The organism is Paenibacillus wynnii (assembly GCF_000757885.1).
Lineage (GTDB): Bacteria > Bacillota > Bacilli > Paenibacillales > Paenibacillaceae > Paenibacillus_AQ > Paenibacillus_AQ wynnii.
Map to the genome: position 1 here is coordinate 938,057 of NZ_JQCR01000003.1, position 24,930 is coordinate 962,986.

Annotated in this window: 21 protein-coding genes, 1 pseudogene and 1 riboswitch; of the genes and pseudogenes, 20 read left to right on the plus strand and 2 right to left on the minus strand. The window is 42.4% G+C overall.

All coding sequences use genetic code 11. From position 1 onward, the window contains the following. Positions 1–64: 64 nt before the first annotated feature. The 3 genes from PWYN_RS19745 (at position 65) to PWYN_RS19755 (ending at position 6,774) form a co-directional block, all read left to right on the plus strand. Complete coding sequence (locus tag PWYN_RS19745; protein ID WP_036655468.1) at positions 65–2,398, plus strand: histidine kinase; 2,334 nt, start codon at positions 65–67, stop codon at positions 2,396–2,398. A 337-nt stretch (positions 2,399–2,735) separates the two neighbouring features. Then, on the plus strand, positions 2,736–4,214 hold the full coding sequence (locus tag PWYN_RS19750) for an Lsa family ABC-F type ribosomal protection protein (protein ID WP_036655470.1): 1,479 nt from the start codon (positions 2,736–2,738) through the stop codon (positions 4,212–4,214). 172 nt (positions 4,215–4,386) lie between these two features. Continuing rightward, positions 4,387–6,774 (plus strand): polyprenyl synthetase family protein, encoded by a 2,388-nt coding sequence (locus PWYN_RS19755; RefSeq protein ID WP_036655472.1) that lies wholly within the window; start codon positions 4,387–4,389, stop codon positions 6,772–6,774. A gap of 70 nt (positions 6,775–6,844) precedes the next feature. Here the strand turns inward: PWYN_RS19755 and PWYN_RS28280 are convergent, their stop codons facing one another. Continuing rightward, positions 6,845–7,501 (minus strand): 3-keto-alpha-glucoside-1,2-lyase-like domain-containing protein, encoded by a 657-nt coding sequence (locus PWYN_RS28280; RefSeq protein ID WP_052088186.1) that lies wholly within the window; start codon positions 7,499–7,501, stop codon positions 6,845–6,847. Positions 7,502–7,783: 282 nt separating this feature from the next. On the opposite strand from PWYN_RS28280, the gene PWYN_RS19770 reads away from it, so the two are divergent. The 5 genes and pseudogenes from PWYN_RS19770 (at position 7,784) to PWYN_RS19795 (ending at position 14,062) form a co-directional block, all read left to right on the plus strand. Beyond that, positions 7,784–8,269, plus strand: a complete 486-nt coding sequence (locus PWYN_RS19770; RefSeq protein ID WP_036655475.1) for a nitroreductase family protein — start codon at positions 7,784–7,786, stop codon at positions 8,267–8,269. Between the two features lie 27 nt (positions 8,270–8,296). Then, a pseudogene (locus PWYN_RS19775) lies at positions 8,297–8,551 on the plus strand (VOC family protein); the annotation flags it as partial. Positions 8,552–8,949: 398 nt separating this feature from the next. Beyond that, positions 8,950–10,512 carry a glycoside hydrolase family 76 protein gene (locus PWYN_RS28285; protein ID WP_052088188.1) on the plus strand — a complete coding sequence of 521 codons (1,563 nt, stop codon included), beginning with the start codon at positions 8,950–8,952 and terminating at the stop codon, positions 10,510–10,512. 560 nt (positions 10,513–11,072) lie between these two features. Then, positions 11,073–11,164: riboswitch (cyclic di-GMP riboswitch) on the plus strand. A gap of 110 nt (positions 11,165–11,274) precedes the next feature. Beyond that, positions 11,275–12,153: a DUF6612 family protein gene (locus tag PWYN_RS19790; RefSeq protein WP_036655478.1), complete on the plus strand. Its 879-nt coding sequence runs from the start codon at positions 11,275–11,277 to the stop codon at positions 12,151–12,153. Between the two features lie 349 nt (positions 12,154–12,502). Continuing rightward, positions 12,503–14,062: an IS1182 family transposase gene (locus PWYN_RS19795; protein WP_036655479.1), complete on the plus strand. Its 1,560-nt coding sequence runs from the start codon at positions 12,503–12,505 to the stop codon at positions 14,060–14,062. 133 nt (positions 14,063–14,195) lie between these two features. On the opposite strand, the gene PWYN_RS19800 is transcribed toward PWYN_RS19795, so the two are convergent. After that, positions 14,196–14,537, minus strand: a complete 342-nt coding sequence (locus PWYN_RS19800) for a nitrous oxide-stimulated promoter family protein (protein WP_052088190.1) — start codon at positions 14,535–14,537, stop codon at positions 14,196–14,198. Between the two features lie 260 nt (positions 14,538–14,797). Between PWYN_RS19800 and PWYN_RS19805 the strand changes: the two genes are divergently transcribed. The 12 genes from PWYN_RS19805 to PWYN_RS19860 all read left to right on the plus strand — a co-directional run bounded on the left by PWYN_RS19805 (position 14,798) and on the right by PWYN_RS19860 (position 24,912). After that, entirely contained in the window at positions 14,798–15,877 is a 1,080-nt protein-coding gene (locus tag PWYN_RS19805; protein ID WP_036655480.1) for a glycoside hydrolase family 11 protein, read from the plus strand. 222 nt (positions 15,878–16,099) lie between these two features. After that, positions 16,100–17,200 (plus strand): serine hydrolase domain-containing protein, encoded by a 1,101-nt coding sequence (locus PWYN_RS19810; protein WP_036655481.1) that lies wholly within the window; start codon positions 16,100–16,102, stop codon positions 17,198–17,200. Between the two features lie 103 nt (positions 17,201–17,303). Next, a complete protein-coding gene (locus tag PWYN_RS19815) occupies positions 17,304–17,612 on the plus strand; it encodes a hypothetical protein (protein WP_036655482.1) in 309 nt (102 codons plus the stop codon). 204 nt (positions 17,613–17,816) lie between these two features. Further along, a complete protein-coding gene (locus PWYN_RS19820; protein WP_036655483.1) occupies positions 17,817–18,176 on the plus strand; it encodes a (2Fe-2S) ferredoxin domain-containing protein in 360 nt (119 codons plus the stop codon). Positions 18,177–18,212: 36 nt separating this feature from the next. Beyond that, entirely contained in the window at positions 18,213–18,974 is a 762-nt protein-coding gene (locus PWYN_RS19825) for a class I SAM-dependent methyltransferase (protein WP_036655484.1), read from the plus strand. Positions 18,975–19,027: 53 nt separating this feature from the next. Further along, the gene (locus PWYN_RS19830) at positions 19,028–19,834 is read left to right on the plus strand and encodes an AAA family ATPase (RefSeq protein ID WP_036655485.1); all 807 of its coding nucleotides are present in this window, start codon (positions 19,028–19,030) and stop codon (positions 19,832–19,834) included. 136 nt (positions 19,835–19,970) lie between these two features. After that, positions 19,971–20,678 carry a metal ABC transporter ATP-binding protein gene (locus PWYN_RS19835; protein ID WP_036655486.1) on the plus strand — a complete coding sequence of 236 codons (708 nt, stop codon included), beginning with the start codon at positions 19,971–19,973 and terminating at the stop codon, positions 20,676–20,678. Then, entirely contained in the window at positions 20,624–21,481 is an 858-nt protein-coding gene (locus PWYN_RS19840) for a metal ABC transporter permease (RefSeq protein WP_036655487.1), read from the plus strand. Before PWYN_RS19835 ends, PWYN_RS19840 begins: the two co-directional genes overlap by 55 nt. Beyond that, entirely contained in the window at positions 21,478–22,491 is a 1,014-nt protein-coding gene (locus tag PWYN_RS19845) for a metal ABC transporter substrate-binding protein (RefSeq protein WP_036655488.1), read from the plus strand. Before PWYN_RS19840 ends, PWYN_RS19845 begins: the two co-directional genes overlap by 4 nt. 56 nt (positions 22,492–22,547) lie before the next feature. Next, the gene (locus PWYN_RS19850; protein ID WP_052088192.1) at positions 22,548–22,991 is read left to right on the plus strand and encodes a Fur family transcriptional regulator; all 444 of its coding nucleotides are present in this window, start codon (positions 22,548–22,550) and stop codon (positions 22,989–22,991) included. Further along, positions 22,985–23,386, plus strand: coding sequence for a NusG domain II-containing protein (locus PWYN_RS19855; RefSeq protein ID WP_052088194.1), 402 nt, complete (start codon positions 22,985–22,987; stop codon positions 23,384–23,386). The genes PWYN_RS19850 and PWYN_RS19855 overlap by 7 nt, the downstream gene beginning before the upstream one ends. Before the next feature lie 173 nt (positions 23,387–23,559). Continuing rightward, positions 23,560–24,912: a GGDEF domain-containing protein gene (locus tag PWYN_RS19860; RefSeq protein ID WP_036655490.1), complete on the plus strand. Its 1,353-nt coding sequence runs from the start codon at positions 23,560–23,562 to the stop codon at positions 24,910–24,912. Positions 24,913–24,930 lie beyond the last annotated feature (18 nt).

Here is a 24,930-nt window from a genome sequence, read left to right on the forward strand (position 1 = left end):
GCGTTGATTGCGGACAGGGTAGTTTTCGATTGGATTCAAGTAAATGGTGAAAGGAGGTTAAAGAATGGCGCCGTATAAACGAAAAACCCCGGAAGAAATCTTGTATTCCATATATCAACTGCATCGGGGAAGGCTAAAGATCATTATCGGGTCCGTCAGTGGGTCGGGAAAAACATACAATATGCTGGAAGAAGGCAAGCATTTAAAGCAGCAAGGGATAGATGTAGTAATCAGTGCCGTTTCGACCATGCAACGAGTGGAAACCGTTCAGCAGCTCATAGATCTGGAGCGTGTTCCTAGCATTCATTGGTGGAAAGACGGCAAGGAGCAGAAAGACCTCCCTTTGGAAGCGCTACTGGGACGGAATCCAGAAGTCCTGATGGTAGATGGTCTGGCTCATCGCAATCGCATAGGTGCCCGTTTTCCAACGCGGCTGGAAGATATCCGTTATTTGATGGATAACGGCATCAGTGTGATTACGACCATCAATGTTTATGAGCTGGCAGGAGTGGGAGAGATCATTTTTCAAATGACGGGAATTCGGGCAGAAGAAACGGTACCTTTGAATACGCTAGAGTTTGCGGATGAAGTGCGCCTAATCGATGTATCCCCGGAAACCATATTGAAGCGAATAGAGGAAGGCGTTTTGGGTGGTGAGACGCATCCTGCATTGTCCCGACGAGGAAATCTCGGGGTACTTCGTGAACTGTCCCTGCGTTTAGTGGCCGAAGGCGTCAACGATTCACTTGAAAAACATCGGGAAGATCAGGGACTCATCGGTCCTTCCGGCGCCACTGAGCGGATACTGGTATCCACACAATACCACTGGAACGGTTCACTCTATGTGAGAAGAGGCCAGCAAATCGCTAAGCGTCTGGGTGGTGATCTGATTGTAGTTACGTTTGTCATGCCAAAACGACCATTGACTAAGGAACAGCAGACCTTCAAGCGCTCTATAGTGAAGCTAGTAGATCGAGTGGATGCCAAGTTTGACGAGCTTCATCTAACCCATCTACGTCAGCTTCCTTCCCTATTGGTGCGTTATGCGACTCAAAACAATGTGACCCGAATCGTAATGGGGCACTCTAATAAGAGCAGTTGGCAAGAGAAGTGGCAGGGCTCCATCGCAAACCGCGTACTGCGAAAAACACGAAATATTGATGTATTTCTAATGGCGGACCGCGCAGAGCAGGAAGGCGAGCGGATTTTACCCATAAAACCGAATGTGAAAGAGTCAGAAGAGCCTTTTCATCGGTTGACCAGCCAAGAGATGGAAAAGAAAGTTGAAAGGATCCGCCACGGAACCTTTAAAGTTTATATCGGTGCAGCTCCCGGAGTGGGGAAAACTTACAAAATGCTGCAGGAGGGTAACCTTCTATTGAACAGAGGCATCGATGTCGTCATCGGTCTGCTGGAAACCCACGGTAGGAAGGAAACAAGGGAGCAAATAGGAGATTTAACGATTATCCCTCGTGCCAGGATTCAATATCAGTCAACGCAACTGGAAGAAATGGATACAGATGCAATTATTTCTCGGCACCCAGAGGTTGTGTTGGTTGATGAATTGGCGCATACCAACGTGCCCGGCAATCAGTCCAGAAAGCGATATGAAGATGTTGTCCATCTATTGGAAAATGGCATTTCCGTCATTACAACCGTGAATGTTCAGCATCTGGAAAGCTTAAACGACGCGGTAGCTCAATTAACCGGTGTTCGGGTTCGCGAAACCGTGCCAGATGCCATTTTGAGAATGGCAAGCGAGGTAGAACTAATCGACGTAACACCGCAAATGCTGCAGGAACGGATGAGGGAAGGGAAGATTTACGCGTCCGAGAAAGTGAACCAGGCGCTGGAATCATTTTTTAAGATTGGCAATCTAATTGCGCTGCGCGAGTTGGCTCTCCGCGAAATTGCTGATGATGTAGACGAACGGCTGGAGGCATGGGACCGAGATACTTCCTTGCGAGGGGCGTGGAGCAGGCGTGAGGTTATTTTCGTCTGTGTGGACATGGGACCACGTGCGGAACGTCTGATCCGCCGCGGATTCCGCATTGCGCACCGCTTGAAAGCAGAATGGTACGTGCATTATGTGCATTGCGGCGTGGTACGAACGCATGAGGAGCAGAAACGGCTAGACGTACTGCGGCATTTATCGGAACGGCTTGGTGGGAAAATGGAAGTGACTGAAGCAGGCAGCAGCAAAAACCTACATCATCATTTGTTAAACAGGATGAACGAGGTGCAGACGACACAGCTTATAATCGGACAATCACGGAAACCACTTTGGCGTACTTTTTTCAAAGAGAGCTTCGTCCATTATCTGCTAAGGCATGCCCGTCATATGGATATGCTGATCGTTGCGGATTTTGATCCAGAGGTTTCAGAACCGATAAGGTAAAAGAATGTGTAGGGAATTGAATTAACATTTGGCAATAAGTGCCCGTTGTTGAAAATAACATATGGGTATGATAAGCTGACTTTACTTTAAGGATTGGGGTTGAAAAGGATAATGTAGGATTTCTTGCGGATTTTTAAAAATAATAAAAACATGCCGAAGCGGATGTAGACCGCTGTTTTATTATTTTTATGCAAGAAAGCTACTATTCTTTTTAACTCAAAGATATATCCTTATCTAACTCCATCATCGTGGGTTCGATTTGCTGTATTTATTTGAGCTACAAGAAAGTAACTTTCTTGTGGCTTTTTATTATGTATAAATACAGGAGGATACCTATATGTCATTAATAAATGTTACAAACCTGACGTACGCCTATGATGGCAGTTACGATAACATATTTGAGAACGTAAGTTTTCAAATGGATACCGATTGGAAATTAGGATTTACGGGAAGAAACGGTCGGGGGAAGACCACATTCCTCAACTTGTTGCTTGGAAAATATGAATACAGCGGAAATATCTCTGCTAATGTGAGCTTTGAGTATTTCCCTTTCCATATTGAAAACAAAGAATATAATACCCTTGATGTAATTAACCGAATATATTCTGACTATATTCACTGGCAATTAGTGCGTGAGCTTTCATTGCTGAAGGTTTCTGAAGATGTTTTATATCGGTCTTTTGATTCGCTGTCGAACGGTGAGCAAACGAAAGTATTACTGGCTGCTTTATTTCTTAAGGAAAATAGTTTCCTGTTAATTGATGAACCAACCAATCATCTTGACATGGAGGCAAGAAAACTAGTCAGTCAATATCTCGATTCCAAAAGTGGGTTTATTCTGGTGTCTCACGACAGATCATTTCTTGATAACTGTGTAGACCATATTCTTTCAATAAATAAGACCAACATTGAAATTCAAAAAGGTGGTTTTTCCAGTTGGTGGGAGAATAAGACGAGACAAGATAACTTTGAACTAGCTGAGGACGAAAAACTTAGAAGAGATATAAGTCGGTTATCGAGTTCTGCTAAACGGACGGGCAATTGGTCACACGAAGTGGAAAAAACAAAAAACGGAACAAGAAACTCCGGCTCTAAGGTGGATAAAGGATACATTGGCCACAAGGCTGCAAAAATGATGAAACGTTCCAAAGCCATTGAACAAAGGCAGCAATCTGCAATTGAGGAGAAGTCTAAACTCCTTAAAAATATCGAGAGCTCCGACAGTTTGAAGATTTCGCAACTTGTTTATCATAAACACCAACTTGCTGAGCTTGATGAGGTTTCGATTTTCTACGGTGAGAAGAGGGTATGTGAAGATCTTAGTTTTTCGATTGAGCAAGGTGACCGAATAGCGCTTTCAGGTCAAAACGGCTCCGGAAAATCAAGCATCATTAAACTCATTTGCGGTGAGGAACTATACTTCACAGGCACCCTAAGTAAGGATAGTCAGTTGGAAATATCCTACGTATCTCAGGACACCTCCCACCTTCAAGGCAACTTAACTGATTTTGCTGCCGACAACGGTATTGATGAGAGTCTCTTCAAATCGATTCTTAGAAAACTTGATTTTTCCAGAGTTCAATTTGAAAAGGATATTTCAACGTTTAGCGGAGGTCAAAAGAAGAAAGTACTTATCGCAAAAAGTCTCAGTGAGAGGGTCCATTTGCATATTTGGGATGAGCCGCTAAATTTCATTGATATCATTTCCCGTATGCAAATTGAAGAGCTACTGCTGGAGTACTCACCAACCATTCTATTTGTGGAACATGACAAGGAATTTTGCGAAAATGTTGCAACAAAGACCATCGAACTTTAATATTTTCTTAGAAAAAACGCCGGATAACTGGCGCTTTTTTGTATTTTCTCTGTTATCTTTAGTAGAAGAAGATGTTCACTCCTTTTCGTAACCCAAGTGATATTTTCCCGTATTATGTTGTGAATAGGATCATATATGTTTAACAAAAACAGAAGTTGAGGTAATCCATCTTATGAAGAATGTATGTACAGATCAAGCCGATACATGGTATCAACAGGCTGAGCAGAAGGCAGCTCATTATTTTGCATCACTTTATATGCAGGTTATGGAGAAGACTTATGTATCTACACTGACAGAAGATTTTGAACTGTGGAAAAGAAACCATATTAACCAACGTCCATGGCTATCATTGTTTTCAAGGGGAACAAGAAAACCTGATTCTCAGGATTATCGAAGATACATGAGGTGGCTGGATCACACAGGTAAACTAGATGATTACTTAGATCGAAGCATCAGCTATATTTACATGAGGGATCTAGGCAAAGCTCTGGATTCTCCTGACACTCAGACCCGGATTCAGCGTGTAGTTGCTGACATCAAAAATCACTTGACTCGTTCCGCCGCAACAACAGGTGGTGGCCAACCCGAACAATTGAGTCTAGCCGGGTTGTATCGATGGGCTCAGAAGGAAAGCATAGAATCCGCCGTAATATGGCTGATCGATAAACTTAAGGACGTCTCTGCCAACATTCCAAAAGAAATGAATGCCGAGCATGCTCAGCGCAAGCTGATCAAAATCATCATTGGAGTTATCATGCATGTGGTTGAAGAGATGGATGTTGGAATATCGTCTGAGGAACGTGCCCAAAGACTTGATGAAGCCATCAGACTTGGTTATTCGTACGGTCTAACCTATCCGTTCATTGACGATCTTCTGGATTCAGGGGTCTTAACTGACGGGGAGAAAGAACTATATTCCAGTATGATACGTACCGCGCTTCTCACTGGAGTTGTACCCGAGCTCAGTGGCTGGGCCGGAAGCAATAACATGGAAATAATACAATACGTACATTCAGAACTCCGGGATGCTTTTGAATACATTAAAGAACATCAGCGGCTGGAAACACAGGAAACGTTCTTCGAGCAGTCCTATGTTTTTTTTCATTCCCAAGATATTGACCGTGTGAAAGATTTATCTAACAAGAACTATACCAATGAGGAGCTTTATGTACCCATCATTTTGAAATCTTCTTCTTCCCGATTGATTGTCCGTTCCGTTATAAGTGCACCTATAGATGAGGGTTTTGATCATCGTACCTTTTTGTATGGGATATACAATCAGCTGGCAGACGACTTTGCCGATATGTTTGACGATATGAATGACGGAGCTGTAACACCCTATACTTATTATTTGAAATATCGTGATCTGCGTTCAGATCTTATTAACCCATTTGAACTATACTGGACAGTAATCTCCCACCTAATCCATAACGTGTATCACTCTAATGCCAAGACGCGTGAGGTGATTCTAGATCGTGCAATCAACGGTCTCAAACGCTGTAGAGCACGTTTAGGCACTGAAATGTATAACGAAATTATGGGGATCTTTGCTGCCGGTAACCCAGAATTCAATCGACTTGTCCAATATATGGTTAGAAAAGCGGATGATGTGGATTTCTTCGACAAACTGCTTCGGGATCAAATGGTTACCATACTTAAAAACAACCAGAAGGAAAAGGAAGATTTTCAAGATACGATCAAAAATGTCCGACAACAGATCAACAACCAGTTGCAGATTACGAAAGCTAACGGGATTTCACCGATGAAAGAAACGCTTATTGATGCTGCTAATTACAGCCTCGAAGGGGATGGGAAGCGTATACGGCCATTATTGGCTTGGGTTATGGGCGTGAATGAATATGGATTACAGCCATCGACAATGGTACCCCTTCTGAGATCATTGGAATATTTGCATACGGCATCGCTAATCTTCGATGATCTGCCATCTCAAGATAATGCTTCTTCACGAAGAGGACGTCCAACTCTGCATCAGATGCACAATAGTGCTACGGCGGAGTTAACCGGTCTATTTTTAATTCAAAAGGGGATTGAAGAACAGACGTCACTTCACTCGTTTGATGCTTCAACCGTGCTTGCCTTAATGCAATACTCGGCTCAAAAGGCAGAAGATACCTGCATGGGACAGGCGATGGATTTGGATTCCAAAGGAAAAGCATTAACCATTGAGCAATTGAATATGATCTGCTTTCTCAAAACCGGAACTGCCTTTGAGGCTTCACTGGTAATGCCTGCCATTCTAGCTCAGGTTAAGGCGCCCGAAATCGAAGCTCTGAAGAAATTCGCCTACCATGCGGGCATTGCTTTTCAGATTAAGGATGATTTGCTTGATTTGGAAGGAGATCTACTCTTACTTGGGAAGCCCACCCACAAGGATGTCGAGAACAATAGCTCGACTTTTGTAACTATACTTGGTCAGGAAGGTGCCAGGAAAGAGATGTGGGAGCATTATTGCCTTGCCAGTGAAACGTTAGATAAGATGTCCTGTAAAACTGCCTTTCTGAAGCATTTATTAAATTATATGGTTAGTCGTGATCGTTAAATTTCCGCACCCAAAACGGCTTCCTCTTAATGACGGAGCCGTTTTTTTATATAACATCTCTCAATCCCTGTTATTGAACGATGCTGCCTTTGATTTTCAAATCACTGAATTCGGTAACAGAATCAGCTTTTGTCCATAAACCTATCCATCCATCAGCATACAATTTATCCGTAAAGTTGATCAATAAGTCTCCGTCTAGGTAGGCTTCAATTTGCGAACCAATCATGATTAACCTGATGGTATGCCATTCCCCTAATTTAGGGGGTTCCACGTTTACACTTACAAGTTCCTTTCGACTACCTTGAACAACCGCATACAAACGAAAGTTACCTTCAAGGCTATTTCCTCGAACTAGATAATAGTTTTTCGAATTCTGCGCACGAATAATAAGTCCTCCACTTGCATCTTCACTCCCTGAAAGAGGCTTGAATCGAACCGTTACGTCTAGATCCGAGAACCGGTTCTTTTTATACAACGCTACTGGATATTGCTCTGTCGTTTCAGTCTGGGCCAATACCCATTGCTGCTCCTGCGATTGTCTTCTTTCCCATTTCCCTAAAGCAAACTCCCAACCTTCACTTGCTTCATCAAAAGTTAGATCCATAGTTGTTTCGTTCGTTTCAGGTAACGTAATGGTGCTGTTATTGGCCTGACCTTGCTGAGTCTTACAACCCGCGGTCGCAAAGCATAGCAATAAAATCCCAACAATAATATAACTTCTCTTCATTATTTGAAATCCCCCAAATTCTAATTATTTCTCTTCTATAGAAGTAGCGAATTCAATATTACTTACTCTCATAGCATTAAACAAGACATTAATCAAATTATAGTAATTGAATTTTTTTTGTAAGACAGGCGGGGAGGGTTTTGTCAATTCATAAATAAGGGCAATTTTATTAATCAACATTTGAAATAAAATGCGGATGGTGGCAAAATATAAACAATCATTGAAGAGTTTATCCATACGTTTTGGAGTTTGAGAGATTAACAGAGGAGGGGCAATCAAATTATGAAAATGATAGACGTCATTATAAGCCGTAGAAATACTAAGCAATTTAAGCCGACACCTATTCCTGAAGAAAAGTTGATTTCTTGGTTGGATACTGCAAGTTATGCTCCTAATCACCGGATGAATGAACCGTGGGAGCTCCTTATTATCGGACCGGATACTAGAGCGAAATTAAAACACAAAACGGACTTTGGCGGTGCTCCTATCGTTCTTGTAATACTATCCAAACCCGCCCCCACATCGTTCGAACGTGATGAGAATGTCATGGCTGCCTCTTGTTTCGCACAAAATTTCTTATTAGCGGCTCATGAAGAGGGTATTGGGGGATATTGGTCTTCATTGGGTGCTTTGCCCCATAATCGTGATATTCTCGGGGTACCGAAAAATCATGATGTTATAGGTGTATTTGGAATGGGGTATCCTGATGAAGTTCCAACGGCCAGGGCGAGAACATCGATTATGTCCAAAATCACGTATTTATCCTAAACCACATATAATGAGCAAATGAGATGAATTGAAGTTGCTCCAACTAACGAAGCGGGAACAAGTATTGTGCTCCACAATAAGGAGCTGATTGCTAAAATGCAACCTGAACTAAATCTGAATACACCCTCGTTATTGTTTTTCTCAGATGACCTCGACCGTTTATATAAAGACTTTTCGGACAAAAACATTACTGTCGGGGAACTTGTAAATATTCCTTCAGGTAGAGTATTTAACTTTACCGATAATGAAGGAAATTACTTTGCGGTCATGGGAAAAAATTAACGTAAGTAATGAAATGAACGCCGTTGATGACAACGGCGTTTTTGCGTTTAACTATTATTAGCAAATTCAATCCAACAGGTAGCCATTTTTACATACCAATATACTATATTCATGTAAAAGGATGTAATTTATTTTAAATAATATATTGACATACAAACAATATGACAATTAAGATATAGATGTAATCGCTTGTAAATATTTATAAAGGAGTGATGCAAACGGTCAAATTATTGCAAACACCTAAAAACCTCCAATTATTATGTAAGCGTTTGCACTGTCTGTCCGCAGCAATGTCGTCTTTAACGGAACGGGAAGTTGGAATTCTTATAACACGGTAACGATTCCTAATGTCACATTGAATAGCGGAAGTAACTGAGATATTTGAAAGGGGAATGAGAATGATTACTTGGAAAAAGCCTTTAGCGTTCGCTTTTACTTGCCTGCTTAGCTTGTCACTGTTAACCCCCAGCCTGAATCAGAAGACCGAAGCATTTACGTCATCTAATGCGGATACCGCTATGTCTTCTTTTGTAAATGTATTCTATGATGCTCCTGCCAAATACTTTTATGTTAATAGTGATCATCAGATTCACTCTGAACATGCCCACGGTCCTAACGGAGGTTTGTATACCGATTTTTGGTGGGAAGCGCAGCTCTGGGAAACGGTAATGGACGCCTATGAGCGTACCGGCAGTGCAACTTATCTAACCATGATACATGATATCTATACTGGGTTTAATGCAAAATACCCTGATATGACGGCTAACACTTTCAATGATGATCTGGGTTGGTGGGCCTTAGCTTGCCTGAGGGCCTACGAGCTGACCGGAACTGTGGAGTATTTAAACCGTGGTTCTTATCTATTCAACCAGATCTACGCCGAGTGGGATACAAGCTTTTATGGCGGAGGGATTTGGTGGAGAAAAGACTCGCACAATCCGAACATCTCAAGCAACGCTCAAAAGAATATGGCTACAAATGCCCCTATGGTCATGGCAGCCATCAAACTGCGTAACGCCTATAATGATACATCTTACCTGACCAAAGCAACGCAAATCTACAATTGGACGAAATCAACTCTGGTGACTAGCAGCAAGATCAACGACCATATCGAAGGTGCTGGCATGGGGATTATAAAAGATTGGGATTTCACCTACAATTACGGAACTTTTCTCGGAGCAGCAGTCTCACTCTACCAATCGACAGGTAACGCCTCTTATCTCACGGATGCCAATAATGCCGCGCAGTATGTCATCAACAAAATGGTGTCCGCCCAGACTCTAATGTATGAAGGCGTAAATGATGCGGGCGGCTTCAAGATGATTTTTGCACGGAACTTGAACCGTTTGCGAGTGCAGGGTGGTCAGTCTCAGTATTTGAACTTTCTTCAGCAAAATGCAACACAAGCTTGGAACCACCGCCGTACCTCGGATAATATCATCGGTAGTGATTGGCTTCGTCCAACGGGCTCTACCTATGTGCAAAGTTTAACTGCCGCAGCAGGCGCTTCTATTCTTCAACTCGTACCAGCGGATGGGTATACAGGTTATATTGCTGGTAACGGAGCGTATGAAGCCGAAAATGCGCAAAAAACGTTGGTCAGCGGCAGTGGCCTGATCAATGAAAGCACGAATCCGGGCTTTAGTGGTAGGGGATACATTGGAGGATGGAACACCAACGGGACCTCTATTGATTTCTATGTCAATCAGAATTCAGCTGGCTCAAAAACCGTCACGTTCCGGTATGCTGCGGCCGCTGGCAATGCTTCACGTTATGTAAAAGTAAATGGCGTGTTCATCGCTAACAACTTGGTCTTCAATTCCACTTCGAGTTGGGGAAATTATGGTACTGTAACAGTCACCATACCTCTAAATGCAGGTTCTAATACCATCCAATTAGGGTACGACAGTTCCAAGGGGAATTCGAATTATCTGAATGTTGATTTGCTCAGCGGTTTGTAAGTCTAGTTCTACCCAATCCTAAGAGCATTTGTGAAAAAGCAGGGCGTGTAATAATGCGTTCTGCTTTTTTTGTAGGCAGGAGAGTCCTATGATTTACTCGAATACACTAAGATGGATTTTTCCCCAGCTTACGGCATATGAGTTTTTGCTTTTTTACGAAATCCCCAAAAAAGACGTTATTCCGAAAGATCTACATATAACATCGAAGGGTGAACTAATGGCAGATAAACTAGTGATTCGAAGAACAAAGTTCTCTTGTTTGTTGCCTTTATTTTAGTTTCATTAGTGTTCATATCACGAAAACAGAGCACTGGATTCTAAGTGAGAATGATCCTATAAGTGAAGATGTGGTGCTGATGGTGAAGTCATAAATTTGATGAAGCAAATTGCATGATATTAAATGCTCGTGTACAAGGTGATGATGGAGAGTTTTATTAGAAATTTATGACAGTAAAGTAGGTCTTGAGAATCGGAAGAAGATCGTTTACAGGAAATTGCAACCATGTTAAAGTAAAAAAGGGACAAACGTCCTGCAATTTAATACTAAAAAAAATGAATATCCGCGTTAAAGGTAAAATCATCGAAAGATGATGACACAAAGCCATGGGTCTAAAGCCAACTAATAGAAGGCTATGATTGCCAGGCCGCCAAAGGGGTAGCTTAAAGATAGCTCCGATGGACTTAAGTCTGTCCGGAGCTTTTTTATGGTTTCAGCCTTTCTACGGCGTTACGTGATCGCGAGATACGAGAGGGGAAATGATTTTGAAGAGGAATTGGAAAGCGGTTTGCACAGGAATAATTGCGGGGGCAATGTTGTTGACCGGAAATACAGGCTGGATGTCCCAATCGGAGGTTGCGTCTGCAGCTTCCGCCAAACCACTCACCGTAGATCAAGTGATTGGCAAGCTAACGGCATCATCTAAGACTTTAAAGAGCTATCACCTGAATTCGAATAAAAAACTGGATATACAAACAAGTGGGATGAGTTTTTCTGTTTCTAACACGCTCGACATAGACATTAACCGTCTGCCAAAATTCTCCGCAACGGGTACTAATGAACTCAAGTATTTTGGAACAGAATCATCTTTCGATCTATATGCCAACGATAAAGAATTTTATCAGTTGTTAGACGGAAGCATGTTAATTGAGCAAAACGAAGACGAGACTACCGTTTCTGAAGATGATGTAACGGGTGAAAGTGGTGAAGAGCCGATTGATCCCGATGCACAGTATTGGGTGCTGGCAGACAAGCTGGATTGGGATGCCCTATACACTAAAGGTCAATTTGATCCCGCATCTATGCTTGATTCAGTCAAAAATTATAAAAAATCTATGAAAGTGTCCGATGTCGGATCACAGACGGTTCTCCAATTTACGATAACCGAACCTAAGGCAGCAAAGATGTTAATCGAACTCTATGACCAAGACATTGTTATGGACTCTGGGACGATTCAACCCAAAAGTGTAACGTGGAAACTATACGCCAATAAGAAAACTTGGCAGACGGAAAAGCTAACAGTGAATTTGAGTTATTCGCTAGTTGTAGACGGTGAAAAAGATACACACAATACAAAAATAGAAGCCAAGTATTCCAATCACAACAAAGTGGCAGTAGTTGTAAAACCCGCCGAGTTAGAATAGGAAGAGTCCTAATACATTTGATAAGCTAAAAGGGGCTGTCCCATAAGCCATGAAATGGCTGCTTGGGACCGCCCCGCTGTTTTTGAGTCGGATTGACTTGTGTACGTGGTGTGGACGCTCCGCGAACGGACCGTTGCTCCAATCGCTGTGCTCTCCAGATTTTATTTATTTCCCTTAGCGGTAAAAATCCGGAGACCAAGGCGACCGCTACCGCTTTTCCGCAATCAGTCCGTCCTCTCCGCTGCTTTGAGCAGAAAAAGTTTCTACAATCTTCTTTAAAATCACAAAAAGAAATCGCCCTTTTGGTAAAATGGAGGTACCACCCAACCATTCAAAAGGAGCGATTTCTTTGTACATTCAATATACCATGGACCAACTTTGCTTGCCAATGGATCTGGAAGAAGACATCCCGGAAAATCACCTCGTTCGTGTCGTGAACGCAGCCGTCAATCGGCTGGACGACACCATCTTTGACGCTGCCTATCCTGGCGGCGGCCGCGACAGCTACCACCCTAAAATGCTCACCAAAGATATTATCTACGCGTACACCCAGCAAATCTATTCGTCTCGCCAAATTGCCAAAGCGGTACGGGAGAATATTCCCTTTATGTGGCTGGCCGGACGGCAGCGACCCGACTTCCGCACTCTTAATCGCTTCCGTTCCCAGCGAATGAAGGACGTCCTTGAAACGGTATTTACCGCCGTGCTTCAGTTTTTGTCTGACGAAAAATACGTTTCGCTGGAGCATTACTTTGTGGACGGAACCAAAATCGAGGCGAATGCCAATCGCTACACCTTTGTGTGGGGCAAAGCGGTCAACAAGAACAAATTGAAATTACAGGAGAAGGTACACGCCCTGTTCGCGAGCATTGAAGCGGCAGAAGACCAAGAAGAACGCGAGCACCACGGAAACGACCTCCTTGAACTCGGGGAGTCTTCTGAGTGGAACAGCGAGAAACTCGAACTAGCAGCGCAGAGGCTTGAAGCCCAGCTATTGGAAAAACCCAAAGACAAACCCCTGAAAAAAGCCGTTCGGAAGATTCGCAAGGATTTGCTGCCTAGGCTACTGAAGTATGAGCAGTACCAAATACTGCTTGGCGACCGGAACAGCTTTAGCAAGACCGACCCGGACGCGACCTTCATGCGGATGAAGGAAGACCACATGCGGAATGGTCAACTCAAACCGGGTTACAATGTACAGATTGGAACCGAAAACCAATTTATATTGGCCTACAGCCTACACCCAAGACCTACCGATACCCGTTGTTTACAGCCGCACCTGGAAAAGGCAAGGCAGATCCTAGGAAAACTTCCTGGGACGTTAGTTGCGGATGCAGGCTACGGCAGTGAAGAAAACTACGCCTATCTGGAAAAGGAAGAGATTCAGGCGGTAGTGAAATACGGCAGCTACCATAAAGAAAAGAGCAAAGCATGGAAAGAGAATGTCGGAAAGATTGAGAACTGGACCTATGACAAAGCCAAAGATACGTGGATATGCCCCACCGGACAAACGCTGCATTTCCGCAAGGAAAGTAAGGAGCTCTTGGAGAGTGGATATGAAATTGGAAAACGTCATTACCGCAGCTTAAGTTGCGACGGTTGCCCGCTGAAGGAACGCTGTACAAAGGCAACAGGAAATCGGGAAGTGGTTGTAAGTCTGGAACGACTGCGGTACCAGAAGCAAGCTCGGGCAATCTTGCAAAGCGAGGAAGGCTATGCTTTGGCTGTACGTCGAATGACAGAACCAGAAAGTGTGTTTGGACAACTGAAGAATAACCGGGGCTTCCGGCGGTTTCTGCTTCGCGGCATGGAAAAAGTGACGCTTGAAGTCGGGTGGCTTTCCCTTGCCCACAATCTACTGAAGCAAGCTGCAAATGACCAAAGACGCAGAGCAGCGATCCTCCAATAACAGGAGAATCGCTGCTCTGTTGACTTTTTGCGATTTTGAAAATGAAGAGGGTCTTTCTCCGCTCGTAAAAATCTACTTATGGGACAGCCCCTTTTTTTATGTCTAACCATGGCGAATTTACATTCTTCACAGGCTATTTTCTTAACTTACCTGGTATAGGGATATGCCTAATGGACTCAATTGGATGATATAGAAGCATCCATGGACCTGAGAAACGCATAACACTCTTAATTCTTTGACGGTAATCCAATTTGTAACAATGGATAGAGCACTTTGCACAAGCCGTTTTCTCCTCACCGAATGGGCAGAGGGATAGTCTATTCGTAGCATAATCATTTAAATCCTGACATTCCTCGCAGAGCGCTTTTTGATGATGTTTTTTCTTGCAATAAATGCCAATCATTTTTGCAACAATTTCTTTTTCTCTTCGAATTTTAGGACCATCATTTAACTGCCGTTTCACTTTAATTGTCATGTTTGAAAGATCCCTTTCATTGTTGAAAGATTGCAATATACATTAACTATATCATCTAACTATTTCCATCCACAAAAGAACTAAACTTTTTAGGGTATGAGCTTTAATTTTGTATAAAAAATATCAAAGAAGCTATGATAAAATAATTTTTGTTATCGCTTACACTTATATTTTTGGGAGGAAGTGGGAATGGGTCAGCTACAGGCTGAACAGCATCTTAGTAAGACTTGATGCAATTTAACCCATAGGAGGAATGACGAATGAAACAAAGAAGAAAGAGGTTATTTTTAGCAATTTTAGTTTGTTTTGCGCTTACAATACCTGCAGTAATTGTACAGGCAGCAACAACGATCACCGCCAATCAAACTGGCACCCAAGACGGATACGACTATGAGCTATGGAAGGATTCCGGGACCACAAGTATGACTCTCAATAGTGGTGGAACGTTCAGTGCCCAGTGGAGTAACATCGGGAATGCGTTATTCCGTAAAGGCAAGAAATTCGACTCTACCAAGACACACTCACAACTCGGAAATATATCAATAAATTACAGTGCAAGCTTCAATCCGGGCGGCAATTCCTATTTGTGTGTTTATGGATGGACGAAGGACCCGCTCGTAGAGTATTACATTGTCGATAGCTGGGGCACCTATCGTCCGACCGGTACGAAAAAGGGTACTATTAGCGTAGACGGAGGCACATATGACATATATGAGACCACTCGAACCAACCAACCTTCGATAATAGGTAATGCAACTTTTAAGCAGTATTGGAGTGTCCGGACGTCGCAACGCACGAGCGGAACCATATCTGTTAGCGAACACTTTAAAAAGTGGGAGAGCTTGGGAATGCCAATGGGTAAGATGTATGAGGTCGCGCTTACGGTAGAGGGCTATCAGAGTAGTGGTAGTGCTAATGTGACTAGTCATACACTTACTATCGGTGGCGGTAGTACGAATCCAACTCCTACACCAAGTACAGGTGCGAAAACGGAAACCGAGAGTATGACCAAGGGCGGTCAATACACCGGGAATATAAGCTCTCCGTTCTCAGGAGTCGCTTTATACGCCAACAATGATTTGGTGAAATACACGCAGTATTTCGAGAGCGGTACCCATAGTTTTTCACTCCGCGGTGCTTCGAATAACTCCAACATGGCCAAAGTCGACTTGAAAATCGGCGGAGTGACTAAGGGTACCTTCTACTTCGGCGGGAGCAGCCCTGCAGTCTACACCCTGAATAATGTAAGCCACGGAACCGGAAATCAAGAGATCCAGCTCGTTTGTACATCCGATGATGGGACATGGGATGCTTACACTGATTATTTGGAGATCAATTAAAAAACGCTGATGCGGTAAATGATGCTTTTAAGTTTTGATTGAACGCAGTCTCCAACCCATTTAGTCAGATATTCTTCGTTTAGAAAAAATCATTTCAAAAGTCCCCCTTGTAAAAGGATTGGGACTTTTTTTCTTTACATTCATTATGAAACCTCATATCACATTGTGACGTAACATTAAATATATTTTCTAGTAAATAAAGGAATGGAGGAGTTATTACTCATGATAACTCACATAAAAAGGATTGCTATTATAGCACTAGTTTTTTGTATACTATCTGCTTGCTCCTCGGAATCTAAAGAAATTATTTCAAGGAAAACAAATAACGACATGGAGGTGCGGGTAGATAAGTATCTAAAAGACAAAAAGTTTAATGGTTCTATTCTCATGGCTAAAGAAGGTGACATCTGGATAAGCAAAGGGTACGGAATGGCCAATTTTGAAAAAGGAATACCAAATACACCTACTACACGTTTTAGAATAGGTTCAGTGACAAAACAATTCACTTCATTAAGTATTATGAAACTTCAAGAGCAAGGTCTAGTTAATGTGAAGGATACGCTTAATAGATATATTCCCGATTATCCCAATGGAGATCAAATCACCTTACATCATCTCTTATCCCATACGTCCGGAATTCAAGAATATCTCTCGACCTATCTCTTGTCCTCTCCTTTATTTCAACAATATACCTCTCCTTATGAGCTCATTAATACATTTAAACAAGAACCTCTTAAATTCACTCCAGGAACACAATTCAGCTATAGTAATTCAAATTATGTTTTATTAGGCTATATTATTGAGAAAGTCTCAAAAGAATCATATACAGACTATATTAATAACAATATTTTGAGACCTCTTCATATGTTAGATTCAGGGTATGACAATAATATCTACAATGAGGATAATCATGCAAAAGGATATGAAGGAACAGTGGAAGAACATTCTGATCCATTCTATAATATTGATATGTCATTAGCCTTCTCAGCAGGGGCATTATATTCCACTGTGGAAGATCTCTACTTATGGGATCAAGCGTTGTACACTAATAAATTAATAACCGCGGCCTCTTTAGACACAATGTTTACACCAAAGATTGTCGTTGAAAAAGATGTAGCAAGTTACGCTTATGGTTGGTTTGTATTTGCCGGTCCCGAAAACCTCGTGGGACACGGCGGAAATATATTTGGATATAGCTCAGTTATTCTTAAAAACCGGGAAACAAAGAACGTAGTGATTGTGTTGTGCAATTTTGATTCATATGCTGACATCAGCAACATTGCAAGAGATTTAAATAATATGTTAGATGATTATATTAAGTAGTTGATTCTACTTGAACATACGTGGTTTTGACAATCCACTTAGGGAATGCGAATATAGTGTTTTGTAGTCAAGGTTGAGACTAATACATGTTGGAGGTATCTTAATGAATCAGCGTTTTCGTATCACAAGATCCATGCAAGAAAATAACACAGAGCAATCCATTTCTTTGGAAGAGTGCAAAGATTACTTTGCATCCAAATCCGACTTTATGTACTCACATGTTTTCACCGTAATAGGTCCAGAAAACACTATGTCGATCGAAGGGGATTTTTTTATGTGGAGGCATGGGGACGCGGAAATTCCCTTTCGGCATTACATGGGGGATATATATGTAGCCATTTCAAACGAAGCTATAGTTCCCAAAATGATTGAGATTGCAGCTGATTTGCAAGCCGATGTGATAGAAGGATAAATAGAGCTATGTGGAGATCATATATTTTAAAAAAACGGAGGCCTGTAATTAGGTCTCCGTTTTTTGGTTTTTCGAATATGTAACTCAATTCGGGCAAATAAAAGTGGGGGAGTTAAAAAAATGGAGTTGCGGGTAAATAAAAATTGCACTACAATTAATCGTAATGGTTACGAATAAATATTCAAACAAGGGAGTGAAATGAAAATGACAACTTGGAATCTGGAACATGCTCAATGTCACTTCTTAATCTGTAATGGAGGTACTTGTCTGAAGCTTGGAGCTGATGAAGTTACAGAATCGATACGTGAAGAAATCAAGAATCAGAATGCAGATGCACTAATTCACACATCCCGAACACAGTGTAACGGTCGATGTAGTGATGCCTGCGTAGTTATCGCTTATCCGGAAGGTGTGTGGTACAAGGATATTGACCCACAGTCCGGCAAAGACCTTGTTCAAAGACATCTTGAGGGTAAGCTTCTGGAATCCCAAGTCGTATATCATTATAATCAGAAATTTGTACCGACGGGCATCTCCGTAAAAGGAATTGAAAAAAACACATAACAAAACTGCTGGATATCAGAATGGGGAGGTAATGAAATGGTACAACCGTCTGTTGATCCTTGGTTTGAAAAAAGTTTCGGTGAGGATTACATGCTGATCTACAAGCATCGCAATATACAAGGGGCGTTAGATGAAGTTCAAAAAATGGTGAAATGGCTTAATCTTACCGAAGGTAGCGAAGTACTCGATTTATGCTGCGGGATGGGAAGACATGCGTTCGCACTCTCAGATGCAGGGTTCAAGGTAACTGGAATAGACTTATCCCATGTGTTATTGTGCGAGGCTATAGCATTGGATAAGCAGCGTCGTATTCGCTGGATTCAAAGCGATATGCGAATGTTACCCGAGGGAGAAAATATTGAAGGCACATTCGATGCGGTGGTTAATCTTTTCACATCATTTGGGTATTTCGAGAAAGATGAAGAGCAAATTAAAGTTTTACAACAAATGGAGAGAGCGTTGAAACCGCATGGTAAATTTATAATTGATTATTTAAATGCTGAATATACAAAGGATCATTTAATTCCTTTTTCCGAACGAAAAGAAGGAGAGACAATCATTAAGGAGAACCGAAGGGTTCGTGACGGATTTGTTGAGAAAAGGATTAGGTTATTGGAAGAAGGTACCGAAGCACGCCAATATGAAGAACAGGTGAAGCTATATTCTATCCATAGACTGACGGAAATGCTTACGGAAGCAAACTTGTCCATTAATGCAGTATATGGCGACTACGATGAAGGGGAATATGATCAACGGTTGTCACCACGTATGATTATTGTGGGGCAGCGAACAGAGTGAGGAGACCGAGATACCGTCAGCTAACAAATCATATCAAAGGAGCTTCAATATAAATGAACAAAAGCAGCACTAATCAGCGTCTCCCAAGAGCAAAAGGAATTGATATGGGTACATACTATACACCCAAAGAATGTGCTAAAAAGGTTAGACATCTCATACTTCCAGATATGAATCGAAAGATTGTCGAAGAATTCATTACCATTTTAGGAATGAGAGACACATTTGAAGAACATCAAGTGCCAATTCCCAATAAAGTCGTTATGTATGGTCCACCGGGCACAGGGAAAACATTGACGGCATTTTATATCGCTCAAATGCTGGAGCTTCCACTTATCCTCGTTCGATTGGATGCGATTATTCACAGCCACTTAGGTGAGACTGGCAGCAATATTAGAAAAATTTTTGAGTATGCCAAAGCTTCACCTTGTGTCCTGTTTCTTGATGAATTTGATGCGATTGCAAGAACTCGTGAAAGCAATGATGAGGTTAAAGAAATGGCACGTGCCGTAAATACCTTACTTCAATGCCTTGATGATTTTGGGGACAGCAGCATTTTTGTAGCGGCAACCAATCTGGAGAATGAACTGGATCGGGCAATTTGGAGAAGATTTGATACAAAAATGATCTACTCCCTGCCAGATGAATTAAGCAGACGTCAATATATAGATCTATTGATTAACGGATTCGAGGGGGAAACAGGCTTAACGGAAGAAGTCTGCGTGCGGCTTGCCGGTTGCAGTTTTGCAGATATTGAACAGATTGTTCTGAAAGCGAAACGTAAGGCGATTATAGAGAGTTGTTCACTAAAAGTTGAGCATATCGTTCTGTCATATGAAGAGTACTGTCCGTCCTTAAACTGACGCTATTGTGTCAATTCTGGATCCACACAAAACCTCTTTTTATGTATTTGGGGTTTACAAATCGTAATTATTACGATATTATCATCGCATATACGTAATCATTACGATTAAGAACTCGAAAAGGAAGAACTATATTATGATTTTATCTTCGATGCAAGATGTAGTGTTCGGATATGGAAGTGAGCCAGTGATTGAGGAATTGTCGCTTGAGATTAAAACAGGTGAATTCATTGGTATTGCTGGACCAAATGGAGCGGCAAAGTCTACCTTATTGAAATTAATGCTAGGTTTGATTAAACCTTGGAGTGGTTCGCTTCAATTCAATCATGTATTGAGTGATGGAACGAAGGCTATAGTTGGCTATGTTCCGCAGCAAGTCGCATCTTTTAATTCAGGATTCCCCAGTAAGGTGATTGAACTGGTTCGTTCGGGATGTTATTCGAGATTGGGATTGTTCAAGCGCTTTTCTTCCCAACAAGAACATATTGTAGAGCAAAGCTTGAAGCAGGTAGATATGTGGGAATACCGCAATCGAAAAATAGGGGAACTTTCGGGAGGGCAGAAACAACGCGTATGCATTGCACGTGCTCTTGCACAGGAGCCGCAAGTACTTGTGTTAGATGAGCCTGCGACAGGTATGGATGCTTCCAGTAGATTAGGTCTTTATGAGTTGCTGCAACATTATGTTAAGCATCATGGAAGAACCGTCATTATGGTCACTCATGGACTTGAAGAAACCAGACCTTATCTAGACACGCTGATTAGTTTGGAACGAAAGGAGAACGAAGGTTGGCGATGTTTAGTTACGAATTCATGCAGCGCGCATTTTGGGCCGGAGGGCTGATCGGAATAATCGCTCCTTTGATAGGAGTATATCTTATGCTACGTCGGCAAGTTTTGATGGCAGATACACTCTCACACGTTTCGCTGGCAGGTGTTGCTCTAGGATCAGTGCTTCATGTGAATCCAGCCATTACCGGGTTTGTAGTAGCTGTGGTAGGAGGACTAGTCATTGAGCAGCTCCGTAGTTCTTATCGTACATATAGTGAGCTTCCTGTAGCCATTATTATGACCTCAGGATTGGCGCTTGCAATCGTATTGATGAGTTTAAATCAAAATTTAAGCAAAAGCTTCAGTTCTTACTTATTTGGATCCATTGTTGCAGTTAGCAACTTGCAACTCCTTCTTATTGCCGGTGTAGCCGTGGTCGGACTATTGTATTTCATCCTATTACGCAGACCGCTTTATAACTTAACCTTTGATGAAGAAACTGCCAAAATCTCTGGTGTACGTGTCTCTCTGTTATCCTTTTCCTTTGCAGTACTGACGGGAATGACGGTGGCTGCTGCAATGCCGGTGGTCGGTGTATTGCTTGTTTCTGCTCTGATGGTGTTACCAGCCTCGCTATCGCTGCGCGTGGCTTCCGGTTTTGCTGCGGCCATTGCGGTATCTGTTGGAACGGGGCTGACAGGAGTGTTTTGCGGTTTGACCGCGTCCTACTATATCAATACACCTCCTGGAGGTACCATAGCCTTAATTCTATTGTTCTTTTTGTTAATCACAATTGCCACACAGAAATTAATTCAAATCAAAAATAGGCGAAGCATTCATAAACCATTTAAAAAAAGGAGTAAATTAACACTATGAAAATTTGTACTCACCTTTTTGGTATCCTGTCTCTGTCAGCCATACTACTTCTCGCTGGTTGCGGTTTAAATAACAACACTGCTAGCACAAATGGAGGAAATGCATCCGTAACTCCTTCCAATGCTGCAGAAGCTACGTCAACCCCTTCAGCAGAAAAGTTGAAGGTCAAAACAAGTTTTTACCCGATTTATGAGTTCACCCGCAATGTAGCCGGTGACTTGGCTGATGTTGAGAATCTAGTACCAGCTGGCGTTGAACCACATGACTGGGAGCCAACACCACAGGACATGACCGGGATTACCGATGCCGATGTGCTTATTTATAACGGTGCGGGCATGGAGGGTTGGATTGAACAAGTATTGGATAGCGCAGGCGATCATCTAATAGCTGTCGAGGCAAGCAAAGGCATTGAGATGATGGAAGGTTCAGAAGAAGAGCATGAAGAAGAGGATGATCATGCAGTTGAAGAAGAGCATGATCATGGTGAACTGGATCCACATGTATGGTTATCACCAAGATTGGCTATTCAGGAAGTTCGCAATATTGAAGTTGCTCTTGCCAAAGCTGCTCCACAGCATGCAGATGCATTCAAGGCAAATGCAGATGCTTATGTAACAAAACTGGAGATACTTGATCAGGATTTTAGGGATGAGCTGAAGGATACATTGCGAAAGGACTTCATTACTCAGCATGCAGCCTTCGGATATTTAGCAAAAGAGTACGGCCTGACCCAAGTGCCCATTGCAGGATTATCTCCTGAACAAGAACCGTCTGCCGCCCAAATGGCTGAGGTTGTAAAATTTGCTAAGGATCATAATGTAAAAACTATATTTTTTGAGACTCTTGTATCCTCTAAAGTAGCTGATACTATTGCTGCGGAGATCGGTGCCAAGTCAGCTGTGTTGAATCCGGTTGAAGGTTTGACTGAAGAAGATATTTCAAACAACCTTGATTACGTCGTAGTGATGAAGCAGAACCTTGAGTCATTAAAGACAGCACTTAACGAATAGAACTGTGTTTCCGACACTAGACACTAGGTCATATTATGCATAAAGGAGATGAGGAAGTGGAAAGTCAATGGGGAGGTATGGTAGAAGCAATGCAGGCGCATGGCATCCGTATTACTACACAACGCAAGCTAATTGCGGAAGTGTTCTCATTTACTAAAGGATTTGTAATTCCACGTCAAATTCATTCCTTTATAGCTAAGTACATTCCGGGTGTTAGTTATGATACAGTTTATCGAAACTTGAGGCTACTGGTCAAAATTGGATTAATAGAGCAATTTGATTTTAAGGAAGGAATTCGTTTCAAAGTAAGATGTGGGCTGGACCACCATCACCATCACTTCATATGCACGGAGTGCCATAAAACCTACCCTCTTGACTTTTGTCCGATCGATAGTGGAATCAGTCCACCTGATGCATTTGAAGTAACCTCACATAAATTCGAAATTTACGGGATATGCGGGGAGTGCGTTGGAAAGAAGAGAGGATTAGTACTTTGTTAAAAATAAAACTTGGGGATTTTATGATCATTGGGGCTGTGCTGCTGATTGTAGGCTTGATTTATGGCATTAAGTGGCTGGATACGCGCAACGAAGAGTATATTGTAGGTCAACTGGCAGCTCAAATTACGGTGAATGGCAAACCGTATAAAACTGTTAATCTGGCAAAAGAAGAGCAAGTAATCGAAATTCATACCAAATACGGTCATAATACACTGAAGGTGTTCGACTACGGAATTCAGATGGTTTTTGCCGATTGTCCGAACAAAATATCGATGCAGATGGGCTTCAAATCAAGACCTCATCAGCAGATTATATGTATTCCTAACCGTGTGCTGGTAGAGGTAATTAATCCCAGCGGCAGCCATGATGAAGATGAACTCGACGCCGTAATTTAAAAGAATATACTTAAAACAAGTTGACACCGTAGACGACCGGTTGTCAGCTTGTTTTTATTGTCGAAAGCCGCAATTATTAGTTTACTCTATACTTTTGCAGCGGTAGCTAGAAGCCGATTAGCACGGTATGATATACTTTTTGGACGATGATAAATCTCGAAAGGGATGTACCTATGCCCAACTATAAGAAGAACCCAGCTAAAGGGATTCCCATCGGAATCATTGGTCCGGATGCGCTGGTCAAAAAAATGTTGAAGGTGATTCAGAATTTTCCATCCTTTTATCCGATACCAAAAGTATACGGGATGGAAGATGAAGCGCCCGGATTAGCGGAGGCCATTGCGGATGAAATCGAGGTGTTGCTCCTATCCGGACCGATGCCTTACCGGAGAGTAAGGGAAGAGACGCACTTGAATGTGCCTATCCATTATGTCCCTCTCACAGATACGGGATTGTTCCGGGCCTTGTACCGGTTAAAAGACCGGCACGGGCTGAATAATCCGGTCCAATTGACCATAGATACATTAAGCAAACCCATGGTGGAGAATGCGTTTAAAGAAATTGAAGAGACTTCCGTGACTGCAGTCTATTTTGATGGCTCACCGTATGCTTCAAGGGAAGAGTTGATCCGGTTTCATAGGGAGCATTACGAGAACGGTCACGGTCATGCAGCGTTAACGGCGGAAGAGTCCGTTTCGTTAGCACTAACGGGCTTAGGTGTCCCTAATGAATGGGTCGTCCCGACAGACCAGAATATTACCGTTGCATTGGAAAGAGCCCTTCTGTCGACAGAGACGAGAAAGAGCAAAGAATCACAGATTGTGGTTGGCATGGTGAATGTCGATAATTTCGGAAAATCGGTTCAACAGCATTCATCCGAGCATGAAATCCAAAAATTCAAATTGGATATTCACCGCACACTTCTCGATTATGTAGAATCGCTGGACGGATACTTGACGCATATGGGTGGGGACGAGTATTTGTTTTTTACGACCCGGGGTATCTTTGAGCGGGAAACCGGCGGCTATAAATCCATTCCACTGGCCCGAAATGCGAACAAGAGATTGGGGCTGACCTTAAGCATGGGGATCGGCTTCGGACGTTCGGCTAACGAAGCGGGGACACATGCAAGAAACGCCTTGCGCAAGTCCAAGGAGGCAGGAGGAAATGCCTGCTTTATTTTGCGGGAAGACCTTTCCATTATCGGTCCGCTCGAAATGGCGGACTCTATAGAGAAATCACTTGCAGTAACGGATACGGATTTAATCCGTAAAGCTGAGGAAGCCGGTATGACGTCTGCTTATTTGAGTAAGCTGATGAACCAGTTTGCAAGGACCGGTAAAACCGATTATAAGGTGCATGAATTGGCGAATATATTGGACATAACGGTGCGAAGCATGCACAGACTCCTTTCGCAATGGATGGAAAGCGGTCTTGTGGAGATTACAGGTATGGAAAAAGTGCCGAAGGGAAGGCCTAGACAGATCTACAGGTTGGTTATATTTGCAGGGGAAGTTCATATCTGATAATTTACATAGAGGGGA